Origin of the sequence: Levilactobacillus sp. LN180102 (genome assembly GCF_050106635.1) — a bacterium.
Classification (GTDB): Bacteria; Bacillota; Bacilli; order Lactobacillales; family Lactobacillaceae; genus Levilactobacillus; species Levilactobacillus brevis.
Genome location: NZ_JBNIIX010000013.1, coordinates 1 through 23,738 on the forward strand (window position 1 = coordinate 1; position 23,738 = coordinate 23,738).

Genomic DNA, 23,738 nt, shown 5'->3' on the forward strand with positions numbered 1-23,738 from the left:
AAACTTTGTTTTTCGTATTCAAATTGAATTTAAAATCAGATTAAAGAAAAGGAACCCCGTTCGCAAGTGAACGAAGTTCCACATAAACCCTCCATCAACACCCGTTGACAAAGAGCCATTTTTTTATTCAACTTAACTGAACAATCCTCGCGAGATCCAAAGACCCCCGCCGACAACCAAAACCGCAACAATCAAAAAACGAAAGATTGCCGCAAAGGCCACTAAGACAATCGCACCGATGATTAACGTCCCCACTAGGCCTAATAGCCAACCGGCCAGGCCAAAAACCAATCGTAAAAGTGGAAATAACAGTAATAGTAGTAAAAGTAATAAAATCACGGATGAATGCCCCCCGTTAAACCAGTCTATTTGATTAGCAGCTATTCTACCGCATTTTTATTAAAAACGCACCTGCCGTTACTCCAAAGTAATTTGTTGGCGTCCCATCTTTTTCGAACGATACAAATGAGAGTCAACCCGTTTATAGAAATCCAAGGGGTTGTGATCCGTACGATGCAAACTCGAAACGCCTACTGAAATGGTAACGTTAAGTTCCACATCATTATACGGAATTCGCAAGGCTTTCACCCGATCAAAGAACTCCTGCACCAACGGTTGCGCTTGGGCCACAGTGTAGCCTGGAAAAATCACGTTAAACTCTTCGCCACCGGTTCGGTACAACACAATCTGCTCATCTTTTGCTTTTAATACATCAACAACCGTACTGGAAACTTGCTTCAACACTTCATCGCCAGCTAAATGGCCGTACGTATCATTCACGCATTTAAAGTGATCGATATCAAACATTGCCATTGTTAGATTGTTGTGTCGGATGAGACTTCGACTAAAATGATAGTCAATAGCACGATCATACGCCGCGTAATTTTGTACATGGGTTAACGCATCCCAATTAGCAGACTGAAATAGTCGATCTTTAATGCGCCGATCCTTATCCTGAATCTTAAAGTACCCGTACATCAAAGTTGCTAAAAAGGCATAATCTGCCATTTTAATCCAATAGGTGACCCAAGGCAAGTGAAAGCGCATCTTGACTAAAAGCCAGAGAACCATTCCAAAACTAAGTGCCACTAGAATATAGCGGGGATATGGCCAACGCCATAAGTGAATGCTGTGTTGATAAGCGACCACGTAAAAGCCTACAAAAACCAACGTGAATACCCAGGATAATGGGGCAGTTACATTTCCATTCATTAACATGAACCCAATAGCGACTACAAAAACTAACCAATATGGAATTTTAAGTTGTAGGAAATAAGCAACAAACAAAAGTAGGAGCAATTGAAAATTAACAAATGTCCATCCTAGATGGCTATCTCGAACCAACAATTGCAGTGCAAATACCGAGATAATCGCACAAATCGTTCCAACTACAATTTGAACCTTCTGCACGTTAACTGGCTTACTTTGTGATTCGGCTTTAGTCGTCGCCCAAGTGAAAATTGACCAATAAAGGGTAATTACCCCAAGTACAAAGAAAATACTCGTGATAATTGGGGGAACTAGCCACATTGTCCATGACATTACATCATTCTCCTTGGAAATTAATTAGGTTTATCTCTAAACTTTCCTTATCAGTATACCGTGAAAAACAACTGATAACATCTACATTCTGCTATTTTATATAATAAAACCATATATTTTTATCAAAGATAATATATTAAGGGCTTACGTTTTTTTAGCACATACCCCATTTTAATTCCCGTTAAAATAACGTATGATGGATGTAGATATTTTTTAAGGAGGATGGCCACATCATGTATCGTTATTTTTTGCAGCCGCAGATTGATGTTTTAAACAATTCACTAATCGGCTACGAAATGCTAATTCGGCAACAGATTGATGATAAATGGGTCTTGCCACACGATTTTGCCTCAATTCCGATCGACGTTCAGGCCGACCTCATTCAGCGAACGGCGCAGAAGCTAATTTTAAAGATTGGCTCAGTTTCATATAACGTTAACCGCAGTCAATTCATTGATCCAACGATTGCACAAGCTATTATCGACGCCCAACAACAAATTTATCCCATTACCCTTGTCTTAGAGGTTACTGAAGAAATTACGGATAAAGCCATTTCAACTCAACAACTGATTGATCAGGTTCACTACTTTGATGAGCATGGCATTCAGTTGAGCCTGGATGATGTGGGCACCGGGGTCAACACCTATGATCACTTGGAGCCCGTGTTGTCTTACGCCAGTGAAATCAAATTTGCCATGCAAAACTTTCGCCAAGAAGATTGCGCCGATGAAATCCCGGATAACTTAAAATTCTGGAAAAAGATTGCGGAGGAATACAAACTCCGCTTAATTCTGGAAGGAGTCGAAAATCAGGCTGAACATGATATGGCTAATCGCCTACAGATTGATCTTCGACAAGGGTGGTTCTATGGCAAACCCCACTTATTTAAATTATAATGATGAAACAAGACTATCGGGCAACGGTGTCTTGTTTTTATTTTGGCTTGAAAGAGGGGAATTTTTGCAATGAAAGCTGTGACCACCCGTATCTTACACGACAAGGTTCTATGGATTGCCGCGGTGGCTGCTGGGCTTAGTTTATTTGTCGGCCGCCCACAAATCCATGATATTAACTGGACCACCATCTGGTCACTGCTAGCGTTGATGGTTTGTGTCCAGCTGCTTAACAGCTACCACGTTTTAGACCAACTTAGTCAACAATTACTAACACATTCCCATAATCAACGACAAATTGTGCAATACACTGTTCTATTAGCCTTTGTAGGCGCTATGTTTTTAACCAATGATGTTGCCATCTTAACCTTATTCCCCATGTATATCCGACTAGCACATCAACAGCACTTGCCAATTGCCTTCCCCACTACCCTAATTGTGCTAGCGGCCAACCTGGGAAGTGCCTTTACACCATTTGGTAATCCACAAAATCTCTTCTTAGTGGCTCACTACCACATTGACGGCCTGGCCTTTCTAAAATTATCAACGCCATTAATGCTTATCGGATTATTCAGCTTAGCTGGACTCACTTATGGTATCGCGCCTCGATCGACTAAGGCTGCCCCTACACGGCTCTTTCCTCAGCATCCCGGAAAGATTGCCTTAACCATTCTTCTGTTTGGCTTAACCCTATTGGGAATCTTTCAAATATTTCCTTTGGGTTGGATAACCGTGATTGTTATCATTAGCGGTTGGCTACTAAATCGCGCCGCCATCAAGCAAGTGGATTATGGCCTTCTGCTGACCTTTATCTGTTTCTTCATTTTAGTCAGTTCATTCAGTCATAATGCTACATTAACAACCTTGATTGCCCACGTCACCCATACCCCAGTCGCAAGTTACCTCACCGGTTTGACCATCAGTCAGGTAATCAGTAACGTTCCGGCCACCGTGTTGTTAGCGAACTTTACCAATCACCTAACTGCTCTGTATTGGGGCGTTAACTTGGGGGGGCTAGGCACCTTAGTGGCCTCCCTTGCCAATCTATTGGCCCTCAAACAACTTCTTTTCCTAACCAATCGGCCTACCGTCCGGGAGTTCTTTAAGGTCTTTACCCTCGTGAATCTAGGACTGCTAGTTGTTCTGGGAACAATTGGCTACTATTGGATACGCTAGTTTGTTTCTGCTGGCCACAAAAAAGCCGTCAACAACGCATAACCGCAGTTAACGACTCACCTTCTATTTAGATTCACTAGAAACATCGCTTCATACTTACACAAGTCAGTGACTGTTAACCACCTTGGTTAGCAGTTTTTAATTCAACAAATTTAGCGTAATTAGTTTGTAGTTTCCCTTAACGTTATTAGTTGTGTGTTGGACTACCTTTGACCCTTTATTTTTAATCAGGTACATTTTTGTCGCTTCCGTATAACTTACATTTTGAATCTTAGTAACAATTAATTTTTGTCCCTCTTTCAGCAAATACTCCTTCTCACCTTTATTCTTTGAGATTGGATCAATATAGGCCCCATGGGACCCGGCTGGAATATTGATTCTCAAAAGACACTGACTACTGAATCCTAAGGCGACTTGCTTAGAGAGACTAGTAGAAGAGAAGGCCTTGTCTTGATAGATTGATCCAACGCTTAACCCCCGGTTATTTAGTGAGAGCTTTAAGCCTTTGTTAGATATACCACGATAAACTGTCGTATTGTAACGTAGCTTGAATTTAGAAATCCCCTTTTGGACCAGTTGCGCTTTTTTGACAACTTTTTTCTGACCTTTACCATTTCTCAAATACCCGTTAATTTTTTCATAACCATCGCCAGTATAATAACCGACCGCCTGTACACTCTTTTTCCCGATTTTTGAGGACCACTTTTTAGAATCCTTAGCCAGCACTTTAATTTGCTTTTTACTTAATGATTTTACATCACTGGAATATACAAATTGCTTATCGTTACTTAAAAATAATTTATCCGTGCTTTGCGGTTCCGTAACAATATGTCCTCCCTCAACCGTCTGCCGCACTGTTAATGGCACATTTTTACTGATAGACACACTAGCAGTATAATCAGGTGCCTTACCAATTGCTTTATAAGCAATTGCATTCTTCTTTGTGACTAGGTATCGGTATTTTGAATCATGAATATAATTATTGCGAGTAGTCATAGAAACTATAGAGTCCCCTGAAGCAAAAGAGGCCGCATTCACATTTTTTGTCCCTATAGTCAAAACCCCGCCGATAACAATTAAAGACAACCCCAATTTTCTTAGCATATTCCCCTATCCCCTTTCAACTAATCCCATTATATATTAGTTGTTGAAAAAATATCATCACTTTTCATCCTCATTTTAAAACTTTCAAATACTCTGTTCTTCTGTCAAAATGTGAACTAAACCCTGCCACCATCTATAAAACACTAAGGTACTAAAAAAGCCGCTGTCATAAGGGTTTTGACACCCTATGACAACGGCTGATAAGTAGGAATTGGGTATACTGGGAATGACCCCCACTTCTTTATAAATGCCTACACACCAATGATAGCAATGGTTTTAACGCTTAGTAAATAATGGTTGGCTTACCATTTGGCTTACTTTACAAAAAAACCACCGTTTCCGGTGGCTTCATACTTGCGCGGGGCAGTGACTGTTAACTTCATCGGTTAACAGTTTTTTTATTTATCAATATAAAAATAATCTTTCGGTGCTTCAGATGGCCGGCCACGTTTCCAATGACTATTTACTGAGCCATATTTACTAGGTACAGGATCAGGACTCATAGCTACAAATCTTCGCCCAACTGAATCCATGAATATGTTGATTCGACTGTACTCTCTAGTTGGTGTAACAAGCGTACAATTTTCGTGATTAATGCCATAAACATCTATAAAATCCATATTATCACATTGCTTTCCTGTATGCCTTTAATAAAAAAGAACTGCTCCATCAAAAGCAGTTCTTCATAATATTAGACAAATTATTGTGGAACAACATTAGTCGCTTGAGGTCCTCGATCGCCTTGTTCAACATCGTAACTAACTTTTTGCCCATCGTCAAGACTCTTAAAACCGTCAGTTTGAATTGCTGAAAAGTGTACGAATACATCTTTATCATCTGAACCAGTGATAAACCCAAAGCCCTTATCAGCATTAAACCATTTTACAGTACCATTTTGCATATATATATCCTCCTAGGAATCAAACCAAAGTAACCAAATTGAATTAACATCTAAGAAAATAATAGATAGCAAAGATGAATGATACTTATAACTTCCGAACATGTCAATTTAACTAACTTTAACACTTTAATTCGATGTATGCAACCCTAAATAATTCAAGCGCACAATTCTTCATGTAGTTAAACTTGCTAACACTAACGGACAATCGTTCGCAAGCCTCGCTTCGGGTGAAACGTTTCTCAATGATATAATCATGCAGGATAAATTGATACTGCGGATTGTGGATCGCATTTAGCGCGTCATCAACCTCTTTTAGCTGATAGGATAGGTCAACATAGTTAATGAGGCTAGTTTCAACGCCATTGCCGCAACTGTGACTAGGAGCCACACTTAAAACTGGACTAGATACCTGATTAAACGTCCGAATTTCCTGTTTTAGTTTGGCATACTCTTTTAATAAATTACGGATCTTCTTAATATCTTGACGCATTGGAACCACGCTTTCTGATTCCAAATATATGTATAAGGAGAGGGAGTCGCAATCTGCGGCTCCCTTACTAACAATGAATTAAATGAATTACTAAGGACACCTATATTATAACATTTCGTTCAATTAATTTCACCTATTTTATTTTTAAATGAAATTCATTCATCAACACTTTTTATTCGCTTGTCAGCCCACGGAGTTGCTGGATCATGCTAACCACTTGGTAAGGAGTCTGCTTCATATCCACCACCCGGTTTTGATACCAGAATTGTGTTAGCAATGACACCGCAAAATCATATTGCTTATATTGGGTTAAACCAGCCGTAGTGCTAACAGCGGTCTGAATATATTCCTTAGCGGCATCTAAGTAGCCCTGAATTAAGGTATCATCTTCGGTCAAGTCCAAGCGTAAGCTGGTTTTAATATCATCAACCGTCACAGCCATATCATCACTTCCTTTGTGGGGGTAACGATTCGTTCCCCCTTAGTTTTAACTTATGTATATAGGGGGTGTCCAAAATGGCTCCCCCTTATGTTCTTCTATTTACCGCTGGTTGCGGTTCCTAATGACACATTGACCGCGGCAGTCTTATCAATCACTTCATAATCGTTCCGCACGATCACTGATAACCCTTGGCTGAACTGATCGAACTTATCCCATTGGGCGGTTACTTGGTTGCGCCGGAAGACCGCCACCGCTTGTGACAAATCACCCGCGACCATTGGGAATGTGCCGTCAGCATTGTTGGCCAATAACTTATCACTGATCATGACGACCGGAGCCCCTAACAAGGTAAAGCCGCTTGGCGCCGTTGGATTAGGTTGCAATAGGTAACGGCCTTCGCTATCTTTCAAGGTATCAAGATAATTGAACCCGGATTGGTTAACTAACCACATCTTGCTCAAAGCAGGGTCTAAGGTCACATTGAAAATCTTCTTGAGATCATCAATACTGGTGGCCGTTGCTTTAGCAAAGCTACTACCCGTTAACAGTCCCATGATCTGCGTGTTGTCCGTATTATCAACGAGTTGTTGTAATTGAGCCTTAACTTCACTCACAATATCCACTTCGGCATCTTCTACAACTTCGTTAGATAAGGCAATCTTACCCGCCCGGGTTTTTACATCAAATGGCACTTCCGTAAACATATTCGCGTTAACGTCCGCAATATCAGCGAGTTCTTCCTTAGTAGCCAGTACAGCTGATTGTCGACTAGTCGAGATAGGATAAGTCCCAGAACCACTAGAAACTTGCTTAACCGTCGCATATTGGGCGAGATTGTAGGTGGATTGCTTTAATTGGAAAACGGGGGTAATTAGTTCCTTGGGAATAACAGCACTGGCACCACTCGTATTCAAACCGTCTCGGGTTTCACCGTGGCTTCGTACATAAGCTTCAAAGGCAGGAACACCGGTCTTGTTGTCATCTTCATTCGTGTTTGGATCAATAATTGTTTGCTTTGCCATATTATCAGGCTCCTTTTCTTGATTGATAAATTTTTCGTAACTACGCGTATCAACTTGTACATTCGTATCGTCGTAAGCAGGAACAGCCACTACTGACACATCGAATAGGCTTTTGACTTGGTTAATGGTTCGGGTGATATTGCCATCGTCATCTTTAGTCCATTCGTCGGTATCATCATCACTATCAAAGCCAAACGAGCAGGAATCAACGTTCCCGCTTTGAACTTCTTCATAGACATCATTAGCAAACGACGTATTCGGTAACTGGGCGATGAAATGTAGCCCCTTGTCGTCTGTTTCTAGCGTCAGCGTGCCCGCCTTGACGCTGGCTAACACTTGAGTGTAGTCGTGGTTGTTGAGCATAAGAACGTTTGATAAATCGACACCATCAAGCGCCTTGGGGGTTACAATCTCGGTAAAACCACCTAAATCTTTACTTGGTGAGTTCCACACAATGGCATAACCACTAATCGTTTTCCCCTTGGCTGATTGGCCGTCTTGGGTTTTAGGATCAGTTACATTGTCTGCAGATTCATCTTCCGGTTTTTCTGGTTGTGGCGTTTGCGCCCGTAATTCGGCGTCAATTGTTAACCGTCGATCTTGTTTCATGAATTATTCACTCCATTCTTTTGTAGATTTAAGAAAATATCACCATCATCAGTTGGTGGCAGGCCAATCTTGGCCCGGGCTTCATTGCGGCTCATAATGCCGCCCGTAAATCCAGCCACCGCTTGGGCTTGCTGGGTCTGCGGATCAAGGCTCAATAATTTGTCCGTATTGAACGTGAAGTCATGGCCAAGCTTGAATGATAGTTCGCTGGTGAAGCTATCGAAGTAATGCTGCAACGTCCCTTGTAGATACTGCACGCCACTTTGCTCTTGGTTAGAGTGATTGTTTTCTACTCCTAAGCGCTCTGGTGGCAAGCCAAAGGCTTTAGCAATTTGCCGGGTCGTCCAATCATTCGAGTTCACAAGTTTTAACACATCGGTATTTAAGGGCAGATTACTAATATCCATACCATCATCAGTGACAATCGTATTAACCGCATTTTCTCCGGTGGTCGTTTCATCAAACTGTTTTCGGACGTTTTCTTTGGCTTCTTTGCCTAAGTCCGTTTGGTGCAATTTAACGATGGTGGTGCCGTGCACGCCGGCAGTAAAAAAGCCGGTTAGCAATTTGTTGCCGGCCGACTGAATCTGGCGTTCATCTTTCAAGGCATATAGTGGGCTGATCCCCGATACCCCGTCTTTGGTGAAATATTTGAAATGCAAGATGTTGTTAGGCGCGATCTGACGACACGTTCCACTGGTTGGCGTATAAGTATAGGTCAACTTGCCGCTCACATCGTCTTGCTCAACCACCAATTGATTGTTGGGAATCAGTTTCAGGGTGTGATTAGGCAAAATCTCCGCGAAGCTATTGCCATTGAGAAGCAAGTTGGCCGCCAAGGCATATTTAAAATGGTAACCGTCCATATTGCTATTCGGGTTCTGATTAATCATGGTATTAAAAATGGCCGTATCACAAACGATCGGGTTGCTGGCAATATCACTGGCGATAATATTAATGGCCGCATAAATATCGCTATTCCGTAGCACCGCCGCACTCACAAACGTATAGGGGTCATTGCTAGACAGACTAACCAAGGCGTCAGCCACTGGATCATGAGTGCCACTAGTGGTGCTTGCTTTAACAAAAATGCTCATGGGTTCACCTCCTTTTCTTCATAATTAATCAGTAGTGCCAAAACGATCAGGCTAACTCCGGCCAGCATGATGGCTGCATACCACCCTAACCAACCGCCGACACCAACGACTAGCAGAATCAGCCCCATAATCAGCAGGATTGCAGATAGGTAATTAGAACAGATCCGTCGCAGTCGCATAATATTCGTTCGCATGTTGGTTCGCCTCGCTTTCTTGGTAATATTCCATACCGGCCACATAAGCATTAATTAACGCCGCTATCGGATCAATCCGGTTGCTATTGCGGGCTTTATCCAGTTGCCAGCCATTATTTAACACTTTCAAGATGGCGTTATTGACCGCATAAGCGAGAATCTGATTACCATTGTGTTTAATGTGGCCCGCGTACAGCTGATCACGGAAATTTCGGGTGGGAATATTCAAAGTCAACGTCCCTTGACGCACTTCAAATAAAGGATAATTCAATTTTTCGAACTTAGTGATTAAGGTTTGAGCATTGTATGGATCATAGGCCACGGCTTTCACTTTCCAGTTATATTGCCCGACTAATTGCTGTACATAGTCAAATAGCTCATCATAATCAATCACACCACTATCAAGGCGAGTAATACTACACTCACCAGCGCGCTCCATTGACCGGTAATCAATCCCATCACGTTTAATCTTAGAATCAAGGCCGTACTTAGTGCCCACAAACGAATGACTATCACAATAAAACTGACCGTTGCCAATTGGTATCAACCAACTAACCGCGGTCAAGTCATTACTTTTGGATAAATCAATGCCGATATAGGCGTCACGATTATGTAAGTCGGGCACCTTTGCCAATTTACCAGCGGCCCAATCGTCCGCGGAAATATAACTATCCTCACTAGCTTGCAACCACATATTGAAGTTCTTAACCAGCACCGGAATGAGGTTATTTTGCTTAATGGCAAGGTCAACATCGGCCTGAATTTTCTCCGTCATGCGTTGCTTAACATGTGGTTCACTGAACAACGGGTTTGCCTTGATCCAATTGGCTTGATCGTAAACTTCTTCGCGGTCGTCTAGTTCCCAAATTGCCACAAAGTAGCGATCAGCTTCAATCTTCCCCTTTAAAACGTCCGTCAACATCTCATATTCGGCGTGCATGGGGACGTTGAGGTTAAGCCCCGAAGTGGAAATCACCGCTAGCAATGAATTATCTTCTTGCGCTTGACCGGACTTTAAGACGTTGTATACCTTACGGTCTTTGGCCTCATGCCATTCATCTAAAATAACCGTGGTGCCGGCATACCCATCAAGCGTACTGGTATCACTAGCAAGGGCTAGGGCTTGCGAATCAGTTTCTAGGTCAGTAATGGCTTGCTTCTGTACCTTAATCCGTTGCCGCATGTACTTCGATTGCTTGCGGACTTGCCGTAGCCCACTTGAAAGCATGTCGTAGCCTAATTTAGCTTGTTTAAGGGCGTTGCTGACGAATAATACTTGTCGGTTACGGGCGGGCTGACGTTCTCTTAAAAGACCATTAGCGGCCATACCAGAAGCCAGATAGGTTTTACCGTTCTTCCGGGCCATACTAATAAACGCCCGATCATAACGCCGGTTGCCAGTTGCTTTCTCCCGCCAGCCATATAACTCACTGATGATCCATTCTTGAAAGGGCTGCATGGTGAGTTGGCTACCGTCAGTCTTAGGCATTAATTCGATAAATTTAACCGCTTTTGCCGCCGCTTCCTCATCATAGTAGAATGGGAAGCTAGCTTCTTTAGAACGGCTTAAATCGCGTTTAAATCGCTCACATGCCCACTTAATCTTTTGACCAGCCAATACTTTCCCGGACAAGACCTGATCAACGTATTCAATCATGACAACATCGCCTCAAAAGAATCTTCTGGCGCGTCATCTTTCTGTTTATTCAATTCCATACGCGCCCGGCTAGATAGCGACATGCCTAAATCATTAGCTAGGGACTTTAGGTCTTTCATGGCTTGTGACTGCAAAGCCACGTACGGGTTCGGCTTACGGGAACCAGTTTCCTGATTCGTTTGAACTAGTCCATTCTTACGAATATCATTCTCGCAAGTCTGAATGGTGGCATAAGCCCGGCAGTAGCTTGCTAGAAGGGCCCGATCAAGTTCACTGATGGGCGTGTTAGCTTTCAAATATGGGGAAACACGTTGCCATTCAGTCAAAGCACGGTCATGCAACCAATCAGGGGGCGTTAAATCGAGTGACGGGTAATCAAACAAGGCCGTCTCGGCGTCCTTACGCTGGTCGCGTTCTTCGTTCGTTAGATGTTTCTTTAGAGTTGATAGTTGCTTAATTTTTTGACCCATTTTCGGGCTCCTTTCGCTAAATTTATATGCAAAAAAGCCACCACAGCATGGCTGAGGTAGCTCAAATGCACATATATTCGGAATTCGTTTATTATACATAAATCGTAACACTTTCGAGGGAAAAGTGCAATATATAGTATGCTGTTATTGGTTAGCATACTCCATATAGTTATGTTTCACCCCTTGACTTTTTATTTATGCAAATTTTGAATAAAGTAGTAGACATTTTCTGATTTCTGTCAATATTGGCAAAAAATCAAACTTTTAAAGGGAAATTTACGCACAGAAAGGAGTGTGCCCGCTCTTATCGGTTCATTCATAGCCCCCCATATCATTGATATACCAAGTTTTACAATCACTTTAGAATGCTCGCGGTCGAATTGTCGGCTACCAAATCCAACTCGGCCTAGTTTTCGGCTTGGCTCCCCAAAATTGGGGGCTCAAAATTGAGCCGCGAAGGCAACCTGTCACGTAATCTTAACGGGTCAGCTAATACACCAAGTTAGTGCGTTGGGGTCGTAACTTGCGACCTCAGTAACTCAGCTTAACAAGTGTAGTCAGCACTACACTTGTTCGGCCAGCGGAAAACTTCGCTTAGTAGATCTCCCGAAAATCCGGGACATCATTGCGCAGATATTACCTAAGTTTAACTTAGCCAGCCATTTTTAATTCAGCGGAAAATTCCGCTCTACCTAACCATATTCACTTGCGAATACTCTATATAATCGCAACCATCATCTATCACCAACTATCGCAGACACATCACGCCTTACCACCATTCTTAATGCTGACCTATTTTGACCGTGCTTCCCTAGCCTGCTTAGTCTTTTGATTGTGGTGTCGGTAGCATAATGGTTGCAAGTTGCTTTCGTCTAGTCGCCGGGACCAATCATCACGCAACTCTACAATATGATCGACCACATCAGCCTTACGTATCACACCATCTTGGTAGCATTGCACGCAGATAGGGTTATTCTCTAGGAATCGCCGGGACAACTTACGCCATTGAGATGACTTATAGAATTGTTGATAGCGTCCCTCATGCTCGCCATACATGCGCTTGTGGTAAGTTTCGGCGTTAGCCTTGTGTTGGTGCTTACCACAGTAACGGACATCATAGGGCACCAACTGACGGCACCCGGCATGGTTGCATTGCTTCATAGGTTTTGCCATATAATAATATCTCCTTGTATACACAAAAGGCCGTCCGTGAAGACGACCTCTCGTTTATTACCCGTGCTTCTGGTAGCGAACCAATGTGATGACATCGAATGAGTTAACCTCATCATCACCGGCTACGTTGTTGACCCGATAAAGGGTGTCACCGATCTTAACCAGTTGTTGCTGATTGACCTGCTCATTATGCCGTACCACAATCATCTTCGTATCTGTCAGGTTGTCTCCGGTTAGAGTAATCTGCTGGTTGATGGTCTGGCTATACTCACCGAACCATAGTGAGAATTGCGGAACGAACTGCTGAATGGGAACACCCGTATTCGGGTTAATCTCATCACTATCACCATATACCCCGAATTGGCAGCGGTGCTTCATACGCGATACATCATAGGTCTTCATCGTCATCACCTAGACTAAGCCAATCAACCACTTTTCGTTCTGCCTCACTGTATGAATCTGTTAAAACTGGATTTCCGTTTTCTTGATATTCAACCATTGCCACAAAGTCAGGCTCTTCACGTTGATTTTCTTTCGTGTTTCTAACAAATTGGTAAATATCCACAATCAAAATATCTCGACCATTACGTGAATACAAGTGCTCGCCCTCCTTTGGCTCCCGTAAAACGAACAAGTCAGCTTGATCAATTTTCCCATCAACATCAATTAATCTGATTTTCATAACTATTTCTCTCCTTAAAACTATTTGTCTAATTGTGCCAACATTTGGTACGCACTCTGCCGTTGTTCTTCATCACTACTAGAATCATTCAATATTTGATTTGCCACACTTCGAATAACATAAGCGTCAGCTAACCACCCTTGGCCCGATTTCATGAAGTGATTGTCACTGAATTGCGCATACATTGGATACATAAGTTTTAAATCTCTTACAGATTCTGGCTCATACTCCCCCTGTTCATTCGGCGTGAAGCTTTCAACCAGTCCATCATCTTTTGCTTTTTGAGTTGGCTCACCATTTTGCTTCAAAACACCATCTCGCACCAAGACACTATAAATATGTGATTTCAACTTGTTTACTTTGTTTGAAGGAACCGTTCCATATCGTTTGACATAAAGATCAAAAGATTGTTCAACCAAACTTGGATAAATTACTTTCATTTTTTTCCTTTCCCTCCTGTACCTGAAACTTTTCGTTTTAACGTGGTACACGTGGTACACCCGGACAATCGTTGATATAACAACGTTTAAAAGTGCCCTAACGTGGTTCATTACCCGGTGCAACGTGGTACACTTAGCATTTTCGATCATTGTACGCGAACATAGCCATGTGGAAACTTTCCATTCATTCTAATTCGTTGTGCTTTCCAACCGTCCATATTATCCATTAACAATTTAATTCGCTTTGCTTCTGAGTTTGTTCGACCAGTTAAATAACGATCAACTGTTTTATGGAAAACAACTTCCATAATTTCGCGAGTTGTTGTTTGATTCAGTAGTTTCCGTTCTTTGCTGATCTGATTAAGCAACCATTTAGATTGATGACCGTAGTCATTAACATAACTTTGCTTCAAGCTGGTACTCATGTTTTCCCAATCGACAGGTACTTTCATGGATAGAAATTCTTCAACAGCATCTTTCATAGGATCAACACTTTCAGCCTCCATTTGGTAGGCTTTAGCTTCTTTCATAGTCGCCTTATCCAGATACAAAAGTTCGCCATTATCAAACCAATACTTACCTTCTGCCAAAACTTGAAGAATAAAGTTCTCGTCCGGGTGCCATACATCTAACTTGGCCTTATTAACACCACATTTAATTGGGTAAAAACGCCGCTCACCAGTGGCATCTTTCAAGTAATCGGATTGATTGGTTGTCCCAATAAATACACATTTACGAGGGTGCGGTAAAGCATAGCGACCATAACTGTTCCGATAAGTGTCAGCTTGAGCACTGATGAAATTTTTAATTCCCTCAATATCCGTTTTCTTCATCGCGGAAAGTTCAGCAACCTCAACCACCCAACTGCCTTGCAATTGCTGGTAATCGTCTTTTTGCTTCCCCATTCCTTTTAGCGTGTCATTAAACTTATCCGGGTATAGGTTACGACTGGCTGTACTTTTGCCTAATCCCTGACTTCCCTCAAGAATAGGAACAATTTCAAATTTAACTCCAGGTACATATACTCTTGCAATGAGACCCGTCAACCACGTTTTAGTAATAGATCGCGTATAGTGGTTGTCTTCGGCACCCAAGTAATCAATGAAGTAACGTTCAGCACGTGGCTTTCCGTCCCAAACAACTTTTTCAATACGGTCTTTAACGGGATTAATTTTCTTTCGATGAGATTCGGTCACCACGGCGTCCGTGATGTTCTCTTTGCTAAATAATAGGTTGTAATGATCTTCAAGATAGCTTCTTAATAATGTGTCATCACTGTCATTCCAGAAGCCTTTTTTGAACAAAGAGTTATCAGTTTGTGGATTCTTAATTATTTGCTCCGAGAACTCGTCAAAGACAACTAGTCCTTTTAACATTTCGTCATGCTCCATAATTAAACGGATATTATATAGGGACTTAGTTTTGATAACATCGTCTGAATTCTTTTTAAAATCATTCTGCCAATCAGCATCACGTTGCATTCTTATAACATTGTTGGCTGTTTCCTGAACCTCTGCTGGTAAATCCATTGCTTTTCCCATTAACGTACCCCCTTACTCTCTCGTTTTAAAATAGACTGGAAAATAACATTTATCTCTTTGCTGGATAGCGACGGGTCTACAAAAGAATCATTTATCACCGATAACATGTTATAAACAGTTTTCGGATCAGCACCTACACTAAACATTCGACCTGCCATTTTAGTAAGCCAAACATTTCTATCACCTGTACTGACCCCTTGCACCATCTCATCAAGCAAACGCCCCGTATATTTCTTTAACCGCGTTGTATAGGCGTGTTCTGGCGCACCGTTCAAACCATTGGTGCTTAATTCATCAACTAGCCAATTAGGTGCCGGCTTAATATCAGCCAGTGTTCGACCAGATAAGGGTGCATAAGCCATGCCACCAATCTCACTTGGTGCAATGACAGTAAAGTCAGTTAGCAGATCAATACCGGGCCAATTATCGACCTTGCGCACCTTGTCTCCGGTATACTTAAAGAAATAGTGGAGACCACCGCCGGCTGTCTTTTCAATGTACGTATCTGGTGAAAGTGTCTTGCCTTGACGCTGTAACTTCATCAGACTATCTTTTCCATTCTTAGTAGAATCGTGAATATCAACATCAACCACCAATAAATGGGACGTGTCTAACCGCAAGCCTAGGTTGTAATCCGGGTTACTTTGAAACCAGTCCACAATAGTGTTCTGGTCTTTAGTGGCTTCTAAATATCCGTGGTGGCCCTTAGGTGGTGTCTTAGTGTTAGCTGATAAGGGATAAATATCATACCCGCTTTCAGCCAATTCAATTGCCGTATATAGCGCAGCAGATTCTTTCATTGCTCTTCACCACCAAAAACATTGAAATTATCCATATCCGTATAGTGAGCGTTAGCAAGACAAACGATCGTTGCGACCAAGCCACTAACCTCTCCAGAATCATCTTTTGACGCTTCACACAGGATAAAATCAATATATTTCTTTAGACCACGTAAGGCATTGCAAATGTCTCCTGCTTCTTCTGTCAGTTCATCAATATCTTTAATTTCTCGCATTTAAATTTCTCCTTTATCCAAAACGTGTTTTCGTGTTAGAATTAAGGGGAAACATACATTGCAATCTGCCTGACCTACTGCCGACCAAAGCTAAGTAGGTCTTTTTTTGTATGTTTTCCCATTTTTCTTGCCTCGTATCTTTATGCTTTCTTCATTCCAACTAACGCCGTAGCAATGCCAAGAAAATAACTGGCAAGGAAACCGACCAACAGTAAACTGACTAAGTTCATAGGATCACCTCCTTAAGTTTATTCTGCCCCCGCACGGTGCAATTTAAATTGTTTTTGAAGCTAAATACTTATCCAGCTCTTTACGTTCAATACGCTTTAGTCTACCAATGCTAGTTACCTTTAATCCGTCATTAATCATCTTGTAGACTGTATTCATGCTGCCAATATTTAGTTCTTCCATTACTTGATGATAAGTTAGCCACTGATTTTTTTCGTTATTCATCTTTGCCACCTCCTACGGTTTTATTAAAGAAACTAAGAACTATATTTGGTTTCTTTAACTGAACTTATGATACATAGTTGTTCATTTGAAGTCAAGTATGTGATACCATTTATTCAGATAGGTTTCTTATAAAAAACTGAAAGAAGGCATTCAAATTGAACCCCATAAGGTCACGCATGCTTGAACTTCATATGTCATTTACGGATTTGCAAAATGATACACAATTATCTAAAGCTACAATTGCCAGGCTCATAAAAAACGATGAAATTCCTGATAATACCAGACTTTCCACACTAAAACTAATCGCTAATTCTATAGAGTGTCCTGTCTCCACTTTATTAGCGCCTGCCGTTACTAACTATTCCATTCTTCCCCCAACTTCTGAAAAAAAGAAGGTTCGTAACGAGATAAGCAGCATAGTCTTTTCCTATATTGTTCCAATCAATTTTGATCTGATTACCAATTCCACGTTTAAAATAGATTTTTTTCAGAATATAAAAAACCAAAATCTGAACAAAATAATAATATCAGTGGAAAAAGATCCAAATTTAGCAATCGGCGGTTTGATTTTGGGAAATCAACAGCGAACTTTGAGAAGCATATTAAATGAATTGATTATTAACTGTCATTACGAAATGAGCTCTTTTGATAAAAATAATGATATATTTTGCGACTTCAACGCGTTTATTAATTCTGAATTTTCAACACAAGGTACTTTCTCTTTTAATTATTCAAACACCAGCGAGTCCCATTTTTTGCACATATACTTTTAATAATTGTTTTCTTACATAACACTGCCCCCGCACGGTACGTTATGGAGGAAATTATATATGGCAGCAATCAAGAAGTATCAGGACAAGGACGGGAATACCCGTTATCAATTTCAAATATATTTAGGCACTGATCCACTAACTGGTAAGAAAAAAACTACCCGTCGTCGTGGATTCAAGACAAAAAAAGAAGCCCAGATTGTACTATCAAGACTTGAGCTTGATGTTTACAACCATGGACTTCCCGCAAAGAATGATAATTCTATTTTTAGTGACATCTATCAACTCTGGTTTACACAATACCAGCATACCGTTAAAGAAAGCACTTGGGCAACTACCAAACGAATGTTTCGCCTACACATTTTGCCCGTATTTGGCGAGTACCGCATAGCTCAAATAACCATTAAAGATTGTCAGAAAGCAATCAACCAATGGTTTAACGAGGGATTAGCCAAGTATCATACGCTTATGAACTACGTTGCTAAGGTTCTCGATTATGCCATCAATATTGACTTAATCAGTGAGAACCCTGCAAAACGGGTTATTGTTCCGGTGAATAAGAATGATCGTTCGCGCAAAAACTTAGAGAATTATTTTGATAAGTCAGAATTGCAACACTTCTTTGAGTGTCTGAATGATGACGACAATACGCCACAAGCTAGTGTGTTCTTCCGTTTGGCAGCATTTAGCGGTATGCGAAAGTCAGAAATGTTGTGTTTGGAATGGTCAGATATTGATTTTGTTCATCACACCATAAGCGTCAATAAAACACAGTCTCGAGGCGATATGGCTCGTTTACTGGTGCAGACACCCAAGACTGCCAGAAGTAATCGAACTGTCTTCATAGACCCTAAAACAGTGCAAATTTTGCAACGGTGGCAATTGGAACAGAAGAAATATCTTATCCGTTTTGGTTTTAACGTAAATCATAGCAACAATTATGTTTTTGCCAATGAAAATAATGAGATGTTTCAGCCATCTAAGCCGCGAAAATGGCTTGAACATACCCTGACGAAATATGATCTAAAACACGTAACCGTCCACGCATTTCGGCATACCTATGCCACCTTGGCATTTGAAGCTGGTGCTTCGGTTAAATCGGTTCAGGATCAGCTAGGACATTCAAGCTATCGAACGACTTTAGATATTTACACGGCAGTCACTGCAAAACAAAAGAACGAAGCCACCCAAAAACTAGCAAGTTACCTTAATTTCTAGTGTACCACGTTGCACCGGGTAATGAACCACGTTAGGACACTTTTAAACGTTGTTATATCAACGATTGTCCGGGTGTACCACGTGTACCACGTTAAAACGAAAAGTTTCAGGTACAGGGTAAAAACGAATTAGTCATTTTCTAGCTTACTTTTTTACGCGACCCACTCTTCAAAAGACTATCACAGCAAGAATAAACGTGGCTTACTTGGCTTACCATTTGGCTAACTTTTATTGATAATGAATGACAATCAATGAAACACCTAGGCATAGAAAAAGCCGCTGTCATAAGGGTTTTGACACCCTATGACAACGGCTGATAAGTAGGAATTGGGTATACTGGGCTCGAACCAGTAAATTACGGATTCAGAGTCCGCTGCCTTACCAATTTGGCGAATACCCAATAAGCTGTGATGCTTGAAACAACTATTTAATAGTAACTTGTTCCGCTTTAGGTGTCAACCAGTTTTCCTGAAAAAACCAGTATTTTGTATGAATTCCCACTTGTGTGTAATTTTATGCAAAGAACAATTGACATTCTTCGTTGGATAGCGTAAATTAGATACTGCTAGTAAATGACATTGCCCGCTGGTCAAACTGGTTTAAGACGTCGCCCTCTCAAGGCGGAGTTACGGGTTCGAGCCCCGTGCGGGTGATACTGATATGCTGAAAGGTGATAGAACGTGGTTTTAATAACGTTTTATCACCTTTTTTGTATTTCCTAAATGATTCGCGCTGAACCGTACTTTATCCACATACCTAGAAAATGATGGTAAACCTTAATCAGCATTGCCAAATGATACTTCCTGTTAAGTAAATAACTCCCATTCTCATTAATGCCTTTAAGTTCAAACACCCCTCACCTATATGTTAAACTGTGTCTAAATCAACTTAAGGAGGGATGGCCGGTGAATCTTCATTACCGAAAATTCAATTGGCTCTATTTGCTGGTATTTATCATCGTCGTTGAAGGGATTGGTAGCTTGTCGGCACTCTTCGCTGGCAATATCCAACAACACTACAATTCATTAACACTGCCTGTCTTGTCACCACCGGATTATTTATTTGGGATTGTTTGGCCGATTCTCTACGCCTTAATTGGTTTCTCTGGCTATTTGATCTTTCTGCATACCACTAAAGCTAATCGCGCGACCAACTACACCCTCTTTTTACTTCAATTATTTATCAATTTTGCATGGAGCATTCTATTTTTCAACTACAATGCCTACTGGATCGGGTTCCTTGTCATCATTGTCTTAGACCTACTAGTCTTACTCTGTATTGGACAGTTTTATAAAACTTCTAAATTAGCTTCATTATTGCTGGTCCCCTATCTGATTTGGATTGTTTTTGCTTCTTATTTAACCATTGGTGTCGCCATCTTAAACTAACCGTCACCTCGCAAAAAAACTCTAGTCATAAATTGGCTAGAGTTTTTTTGTGTAACTGATAAATAAGTTTTAGTGGGAACCAAATAAGTTCATTATAGCACAAACTATTTTCAAAACCTCATTATTTTAGGAAAAGGTGCTGTCAAATGATTGAACAGCACCCTGAAGGAGATAAAAAATGTAAACGTGCTCCCTATTTATGGAACATCGTTAATGTTAGCACAATGGAATTCAGCAATCAAGTTCATACACCGGTATTAAATTAGGTGTTAATCAGATCAACCTGCCAATTGAAGGAGCACCACGCTATATGCTAAAAAAATGGCGGGCACTTTAAACCTGTGTCCACCACCTACTGACTCATTTTATTTACGACGATACCACCAGGTGCTGCCACCAACTACCAACAAAATCAACAACCCGACTCCGCTCAGGAATAGCCCAATTCGTAGTCCTGGCGTGTGATAAGTTAAAACAATCCGATGATTTCCTGGAGCAAGACGTGCCCCAATAAAACCAACGTTAACCCGTTTGGTTGCCTGCGCTTGACCATCAACTGTCAACCGCCAGCCAGATGAATAAGGAATTGATGTCGTTAGCACACTAGCTTGCGATGCTTGTGTGGTTCCAGTCACCCGGTTATCACGCACCGTCAGCTGTCGTAGTCCTTGACGTTTCAATTGCATCAACCGTTGCTGATACCCTTTGCCAAACGGTACGGCTACTAACTTCACTGACTTAAAGTTCAGGCGCTTCACACCACCCTTAAGAGTCAGCTTAATCGTCCGGCGCGGCTTGGCTGAGTAGCCTAGATTAAGCAGTACTCGATGTTTCACCTGATAGTCTGATAAATTAGTTTGTCCCAACTGATTAAAGCTAGCCACATTGTGGAACGAGCTAACTGTCATTGAGTAGGCACCATCGCTCATTCGCCACAAGGCGTTTCGAAGAACGTTCAATCGCTGAATACCCGTATAGGCAGTATTGCTGAACGCGCTGGTCGTCTTGGCCCCGTGATAATTATCAGCCACACTCAGGCGCTGTGCCTGAATGCCATCCAACTCCAGATACAGTTCCGTATGCGCGGTTCGTTGCGGTCGATCCACTTTCAAGCGATACGTTACGGGATTATTCTGATTATCACTGGTCATTTGCCGTAAACCATGTTGATTCTTTTTAGCATTCTGCCGTAAGATTTGTCGATTCTGCCGGGTCAATTGCTTTAGGCGGGCTTGACCTGTCCGAATATTAACAGACCGGTCCTTATTTTTCTTCCGCAATGAAGACTTTGTGACCTGAGCCAACTGAGCATCATTTTGGTTACCCTGTTGCCGGTACGTGACCACTTTCTTCAAACTATCTAACACAGTCGTATCGTCCTGAACGACACGATAAGCGATTGGGCGGCCCTGCTTATGATACGTTCGCGTGGGTACCCCGTGGGCGCCACCCGCAACCAGTGCCCCAGTGGTTAATGCCTGCTCACGTTCAACACCATTTAATTGCCAAAACTGAGCTGCATTTAATTGGTGCGTTTGCAAATAGGCCAATGGGAGAGCGTATTTAGACTGAAGCAAAACGGTATTGTAATTATTGCCAAGATCATGCACCGGCTGATCGCGGAATGTGACGCGCTTACCTTGGCGTTTAACTGGTCGATAGCCGTCTGGAAAGGCTTGAATGCCCAACTGATTGCTACGAGCAAAAATGGTTCGCACACCCAACAGGTTATTTAACGTGGTCCGCCCATCAGCTTGATTGATGGGTTTATTCATCTTGAACTGAGAGTTATCCATTGCCTGACTAAAATCACCAATAGCGCCATTTTGAATCGAGAAGTAGCTCATAATATCATGCGTTCCCAAGTTCATCCCCATATTGGTTTTCGCATCAGTTGCGTAATAATAGTATCGACTGATTGCTGAACGATGAAAGCCACCCTGTGCCTTAACGAATCGCTGAGCGCCATCGTAATAATTCTTTTGAAATTTCGTTGCGACGCTGCGTGCCAATAGCTGCTGACTTGCCCCACCAGAATTAGGACTGAAATAGCCATAACCATTAGCTACAATGTTTAAGCCTAATAAACTGAGCAGAGCCATTTGCCATAAACGTGGGGTCCACTGGTAAAGGGGCCCAACAATCACAACTCCCAGCGTTAATAAAAGCAGACCATACATCGTAAAATCATGTCGATGGTTATTATAGATAAAGCCGTTAGCAGCCCAGACAATGATTAATAGGCCTAAAACGCTCCAAATAAGCGTTGCGATATCACCGCGAGTAAGTTGTGGCAACTCATCGACGAAGGTCATCACGGCCAAACTAAAGGCTAAACATCCCAACAAGAGCCAACGTTGCGATGGCGTTGTTCCGCCATTCATTACGGCCGCAACGGCCGGCAATAGCACCCCAACCATCAACAAAATCAGACTGATATTCAACCACAGGTACCGGCGGAAATGGCGCAAAACAAACACCAAGGCCAAAAAGGTGAGTCCGCTCAGGCCTAAATTCACCCAAAACTGTAGCGGATTCCCCGTCGTAATAATCGCATTGGGAAACCGTAAATAATAATTCAAGGGATATAACCAGTACCCATTCGCAAAGTTAGCGGTCGCCCGTGTCGAGCTGAGAACACCTAAAAGCGAGGGGATAAATAAGACGCCCGCTAGTAAGAAACCCGTCAAGCCAGCCCCAACCAATTGCCACAGTACGCGCCAGTGAGGCAGGGACACTGTTTGTCTAATGGCTAAGTACCGTAAAACAGCATAAACTAAACTTCCTAGCGCTAGAATATACGCAAAGTAAAAATTACTAATCAAAGCTAAGCCTGTAAAAATAGCCAATGGTATCCATGATTTTCCACTTAAAACATGGTCGATTCCATAAGCTAAAAGTGGAAACAGAATCATTGGTAGCAGAAAGAACGGATGCCGGATACTAACGTATAAGCTATATCCGGTAAACGTATAGGCTAACGTTCCTACCAATTGACTCGCGGGCTTGAATGACCGCTGCCGTGCAAAGAATAGAAAGGCTAATCCACTCGCGTAAAGTCTTAGCAAAATTAACAAATTATAGCCTAATTCCAAGCGTCCTTTCGGAAAAAAAGCAATCAAATAACTGAAGGGATCGCCCAAAACATAATAAGAAAATGTCGTCAGCTTATCAGCACCCAGCCCTAGATCCCACGACCAACCGGTTAAGCTTCCTTGGTGAAGCCACGTATAAAACTTTTCTAAGATTGGGTAGTGTTGCGCTAAACCGTCTCCTTCCCAGATAAAGGACTTCCCCGTTAACAAAAAAATACCATAAAGTGCCACTACTAAGATCATAAACATCCCCGTGTAGTAGGCATATTGCCGTTTCGTTGCTTTCAAAATCTTCTCCCCTTAATCATATGTAACATTAGTTGTCCCCTTCCCCTGAGGACGCCATTAACTATGATAAAAGTTATT

25 protein-coding genes and 2 tRNA genes are annotated in these 23,738 nt (G+C 41.8%); 6 read left to right on the top strand and 21 right to left on the bottom strand.

Annotated features, from left to right (window positions below):
* Nucleotides 1-132: 132 nt before the first annotated feature.
* Together ACP4IT_RS08695 and ACP4IT_RS08700 are read right to left on the bottom strand one after the other, a co-directional pair.
* A complete protein-coding gene (locus tag ACP4IT_RS08695) occupies nt 133-339 on the bottom strand; it encodes a hypothetical protein (protein WP_011667978.1) in 207 nt (68 codons plus the stop codon).
* A gap of 78 nt (nt 340-417) precedes the next feature.
* Nucleotides 418-1,542, bottom strand: coding sequence for a GGDEF domain-containing protein (locus ACP4IT_RS08700; RefSeq protein ID WP_015473501.1), 1,125 nt, complete (start codon nt 1,540-1,542; stop codon nt 418-420).
* A gap of 233 nt (nt 1,543-1,775) precedes the next feature.
* On the opposite strand from ACP4IT_RS08700, the gene ACP4IT_RS08705 reads away from it, so the two are divergent.
* Together ACP4IT_RS08705 and ACP4IT_RS08710 are read left to right on the top strand one after the other, a co-directional pair.
* Nucleotides 1,776-2,438: an EAL domain-containing protein gene (locus ACP4IT_RS08705; RefSeq protein WP_011667982.1), complete on the top strand. Its 663-nt coding sequence runs from the start codon at nt 1,776-1,778 to the stop codon at nt 2,436-2,438.
* Between the two features lie 69 nt (nt 2,439-2,507).
* Nucleotides 2,508-3,611, top strand: a complete 1,104-nt coding sequence (locus tag ACP4IT_RS08710; RefSeq protein ID WP_011667983.1) for an SLC13 family permease — start codon at nt 2,508-2,510, stop codon at nt 3,609-3,611.
* A gap of 138 nt (nt 3,612-3,749) precedes the next feature.
* Here ACP4IT_RS08710 and ACP4IT_RS08715 read toward each other — a convergent pair whose 3' ends face one another.
* The 17 genes from ACP4IT_RS08715 to ACP4IT_RS08795 form a co-directional block, all read right to left on the bottom strand.
* Nucleotides 3,750-4,715 carry an ADP-ribosyltransferase gene (locus ACP4IT_RS08715; protein WP_011667984.1) on the bottom strand — a complete coding sequence of 322 codons (966 nt, stop codon included), beginning with the start codon at nt 4,713-4,715 and terminating at the stop codon, nt 3,750-3,752.
* A 700-nt stretch (nt 4,716-5,415) separates the two neighbouring features.
* Nucleotides 5,416-5,616, bottom strand: coding sequence for a cold-shock protein (locus ACP4IT_RS08720; RefSeq protein ID WP_042522391.1), 201 nt, complete (start codon nt 5,614-5,616; stop codon nt 5,416-5,418).
* 118 nt (nt 5,617-5,734) lie between these two features.
* On the bottom strand, nt 5,735-6,106 hold the full coding sequence (locus tag ACP4IT_RS08725; RefSeq protein ID WP_086231839.1) for a hypothetical protein: 372 nt from the start codon (nt 6,104-6,106) through the stop codon (nt 5,735-5,737).
* A gap of 172 nt (nt 6,107-6,278) precedes the next feature.
* Nucleotides 6,279-6,548: a head-tail connector protein gene (locus ACP4IT_RS08730; protein ID WP_086231838.1), complete on the bottom strand. Its 270-nt coding sequence runs from the start codon at nt 6,546-6,548 to the stop codon at nt 6,279-6,281.
* A 95-nt stretch (nt 6,549-6,643) separates the two neighbouring features.
* Nucleotides 6,644-8,179 (bottom strand): phage major capsid protein, encoded by a 1,536-nt coding sequence (locus tag ACP4IT_RS08735; RefSeq protein WP_172757507.1) that lies wholly within the window; start codon nt 8,177-8,179, stop codon nt 6,644-6,646.
* Complete coding sequence (locus ACP4IT_RS08740; protein WP_172757508.1) at nt 8,176-9,276, bottom strand: phage portal protein; 1,101 nt, start codon at nt 9,274-9,276, stop codon at nt 8,176-8,178. The genes ACP4IT_RS08735 and ACP4IT_RS08740 overlap by 4 nt, the downstream gene beginning before the upstream one ends.
* Nucleotides 9,273-9,470, bottom strand: coding sequence for a hypothetical protein (locus tag ACP4IT_RS08745; protein ID WP_082265214.1), 198 nt, complete (start codon nt 9,468-9,470; stop codon nt 9,273-9,275). The genes ACP4IT_RS08740 and ACP4IT_RS08745 overlap by 4 nt, the downstream gene beginning before the upstream one ends.
* Complete coding sequence (locus tag ACP4IT_RS08750) at nt 9,430-11,127, bottom strand: terminase large subunit (protein WP_156646824.1); 1,698 nt, start codon at nt 11,125-11,127, stop codon at nt 9,430-9,432. The genes ACP4IT_RS08745 and ACP4IT_RS08750 overlap by 41 nt, the downstream gene beginning before the upstream one ends.
* On the bottom strand, nt 11,124-11,597 hold the full coding sequence (locus tag ACP4IT_RS08755) for a phage terminase small subunit P27 family (RefSeq protein WP_082265212.1): 474 nt from the start codon (nt 11,595-11,597) through the stop codon (nt 11,124-11,126). The genes ACP4IT_RS08750 and ACP4IT_RS08755 overlap by 4 nt, the downstream gene beginning before the upstream one ends.
* Nucleotides 11,598-12,389: 792 nt before the next feature.
* Nucleotides 12,390-12,770, bottom strand: coding sequence for an HNH endonuclease signature motif containing protein (locus tag ACP4IT_RS08760; protein ID WP_156646822.1), 381 nt, complete (start codon nt 12,768-12,770; stop codon nt 12,390-12,392).
* A 57-nt stretch (nt 12,771-12,827) separates the two neighbouring features.
* A complete protein-coding gene (locus ACP4IT_RS08765; protein ID WP_157660935.1) occupies nt 12,828-13,172 on the bottom strand; it encodes a phage head closure protein in 345 nt (114 codons plus the stop codon).
* On the bottom strand, nt 13,159-13,452 hold the full coding sequence (locus tag ACP4IT_RS08770; protein ID WP_141268127.1) for a hypothetical protein: 294 nt from the start codon (nt 13,450-13,452) through the stop codon (nt 13,159-13,161). Before ACP4IT_RS08770 ends, ACP4IT_RS08765 begins: the two co-directional genes overlap by 14 nt.
* Nucleotides 13,453-13,472: 20 nt before the next feature.
* Complete coding sequence (locus ACP4IT_RS08775) at nt 13,473-13,892, bottom strand: hypothetical protein (RefSeq protein ID WP_141268126.1); 420 nt, start codon at nt 13,890-13,892, stop codon at nt 13,473-13,475.
* A gap of 146 nt (nt 13,893-14,038) precedes the next feature.
* Nucleotides 14,039-15,433: a virulence-associated E family protein gene (locus ACP4IT_RS08780; protein WP_156646818.1), complete on the bottom strand. Its 1,395-nt coding sequence runs from the start codon at nt 15,431-15,433 to the stop codon at nt 14,039-14,041.
* Nucleotides 15,433-16,233: a bifunctional DNA primase/polymerase gene (locus ACP4IT_RS08785; protein WP_156646816.1), complete on the bottom strand. Its 801-nt coding sequence runs from the start codon at nt 16,231-16,233 to the stop codon at nt 15,433-15,435. Before ACP4IT_RS08785 ends, ACP4IT_RS08780 begins: the two co-directional genes overlap by 1 nt.
* The gene (locus ACP4IT_RS08790; RefSeq protein ID WP_156646814.1) at nt 16,230-16,448 is read right to left on the bottom strand and encodes a hypothetical protein; all 219 of its coding nucleotides are present in this window, start codon (nt 16,446-16,448) and stop codon (nt 16,230-16,232) included. Before ACP4IT_RS08790 ends, ACP4IT_RS08785 begins: the two co-directional genes overlap by 4 nt.
* 273 nt (nt 16,449-16,721) lie before the next feature.
* On the bottom strand, nt 16,722-16,901 hold the full coding sequence (locus tag ACP4IT_RS08795) for a helix-turn-helix domain-containing protein (RefSeq protein ID WP_125766214.1): 180 nt from the start codon (nt 16,899-16,901) through the stop codon (nt 16,722-16,724).
* Nucleotides 16,902-17,077: 176 nt separating this feature from the next.
* Between ACP4IT_RS08795 and ACP4IT_RS08800 the strand changes: the two genes are divergently transcribed.
* Both ACP4IT_RS08800 and ACP4IT_RS08805 read left to right on the top strand, forming a co-directional pair.
* On the top strand, nt 17,078-17,674 hold the full coding sequence (locus ACP4IT_RS08800) for a helix-turn-helix domain-containing protein (protein ID WP_223876643.1): 597 nt from the start codon (nt 17,078-17,080) through the stop codon (nt 17,672-17,674).
* 57 nt (nt 17,675-17,731) lie between these two features.
* A complete protein-coding gene (locus tag ACP4IT_RS08805; protein ID WP_141268122.1) occupies nt 17,732-18,889 on the top strand; it encodes a site-specific integrase in 1,158 nt (385 codons plus the stop codon).
* A gap of 327 nt (nt 18,890-19,216) precedes the next feature.
* Here ACP4IT_RS08805 and ACP4IT_RS08810 read toward each other — a convergent pair.
* A tRNA-Gln gene (locus tag ACP4IT_RS08810) sits at nt 19,217-19,289 on the bottom strand.
* A gap of 179 nt (nt 19,290-19,468) precedes the next feature.
* Here ACP4IT_RS08810 and ACP4IT_RS08815 point away from each other — a divergent pair.
* A tRNA-Glu gene (locus tag ACP4IT_RS08815) sits at nt 19,469-19,542 on the top strand.
* 252 nt (nt 19,543-19,794) lie between these two features.
* Nucleotides 19,795-20,277, top strand: a complete 483-nt coding sequence (locus ACP4IT_RS08820; protein WP_024525554.1) for a TspO/MBR family protein — start codon at nt 19,795-19,797, stop codon at nt 20,275-20,277.
* 365 nt (nt 20,278-20,642) lie between these two features.
* Here ACP4IT_RS08820 and ACP4IT_RS08825 read toward each other — a convergent pair whose 3' ends face one another.
* Nucleotides 20,643-23,660, bottom strand: coding sequence for a YfhO family protein (locus ACP4IT_RS08825; RefSeq protein WP_015473497.1), 3,018 nt, complete (start codon nt 23,658-23,660; stop codon nt 20,643-20,645).
* Between the last annotated feature and the right edge of the window lie 78 nt (nt 23,661-23,738).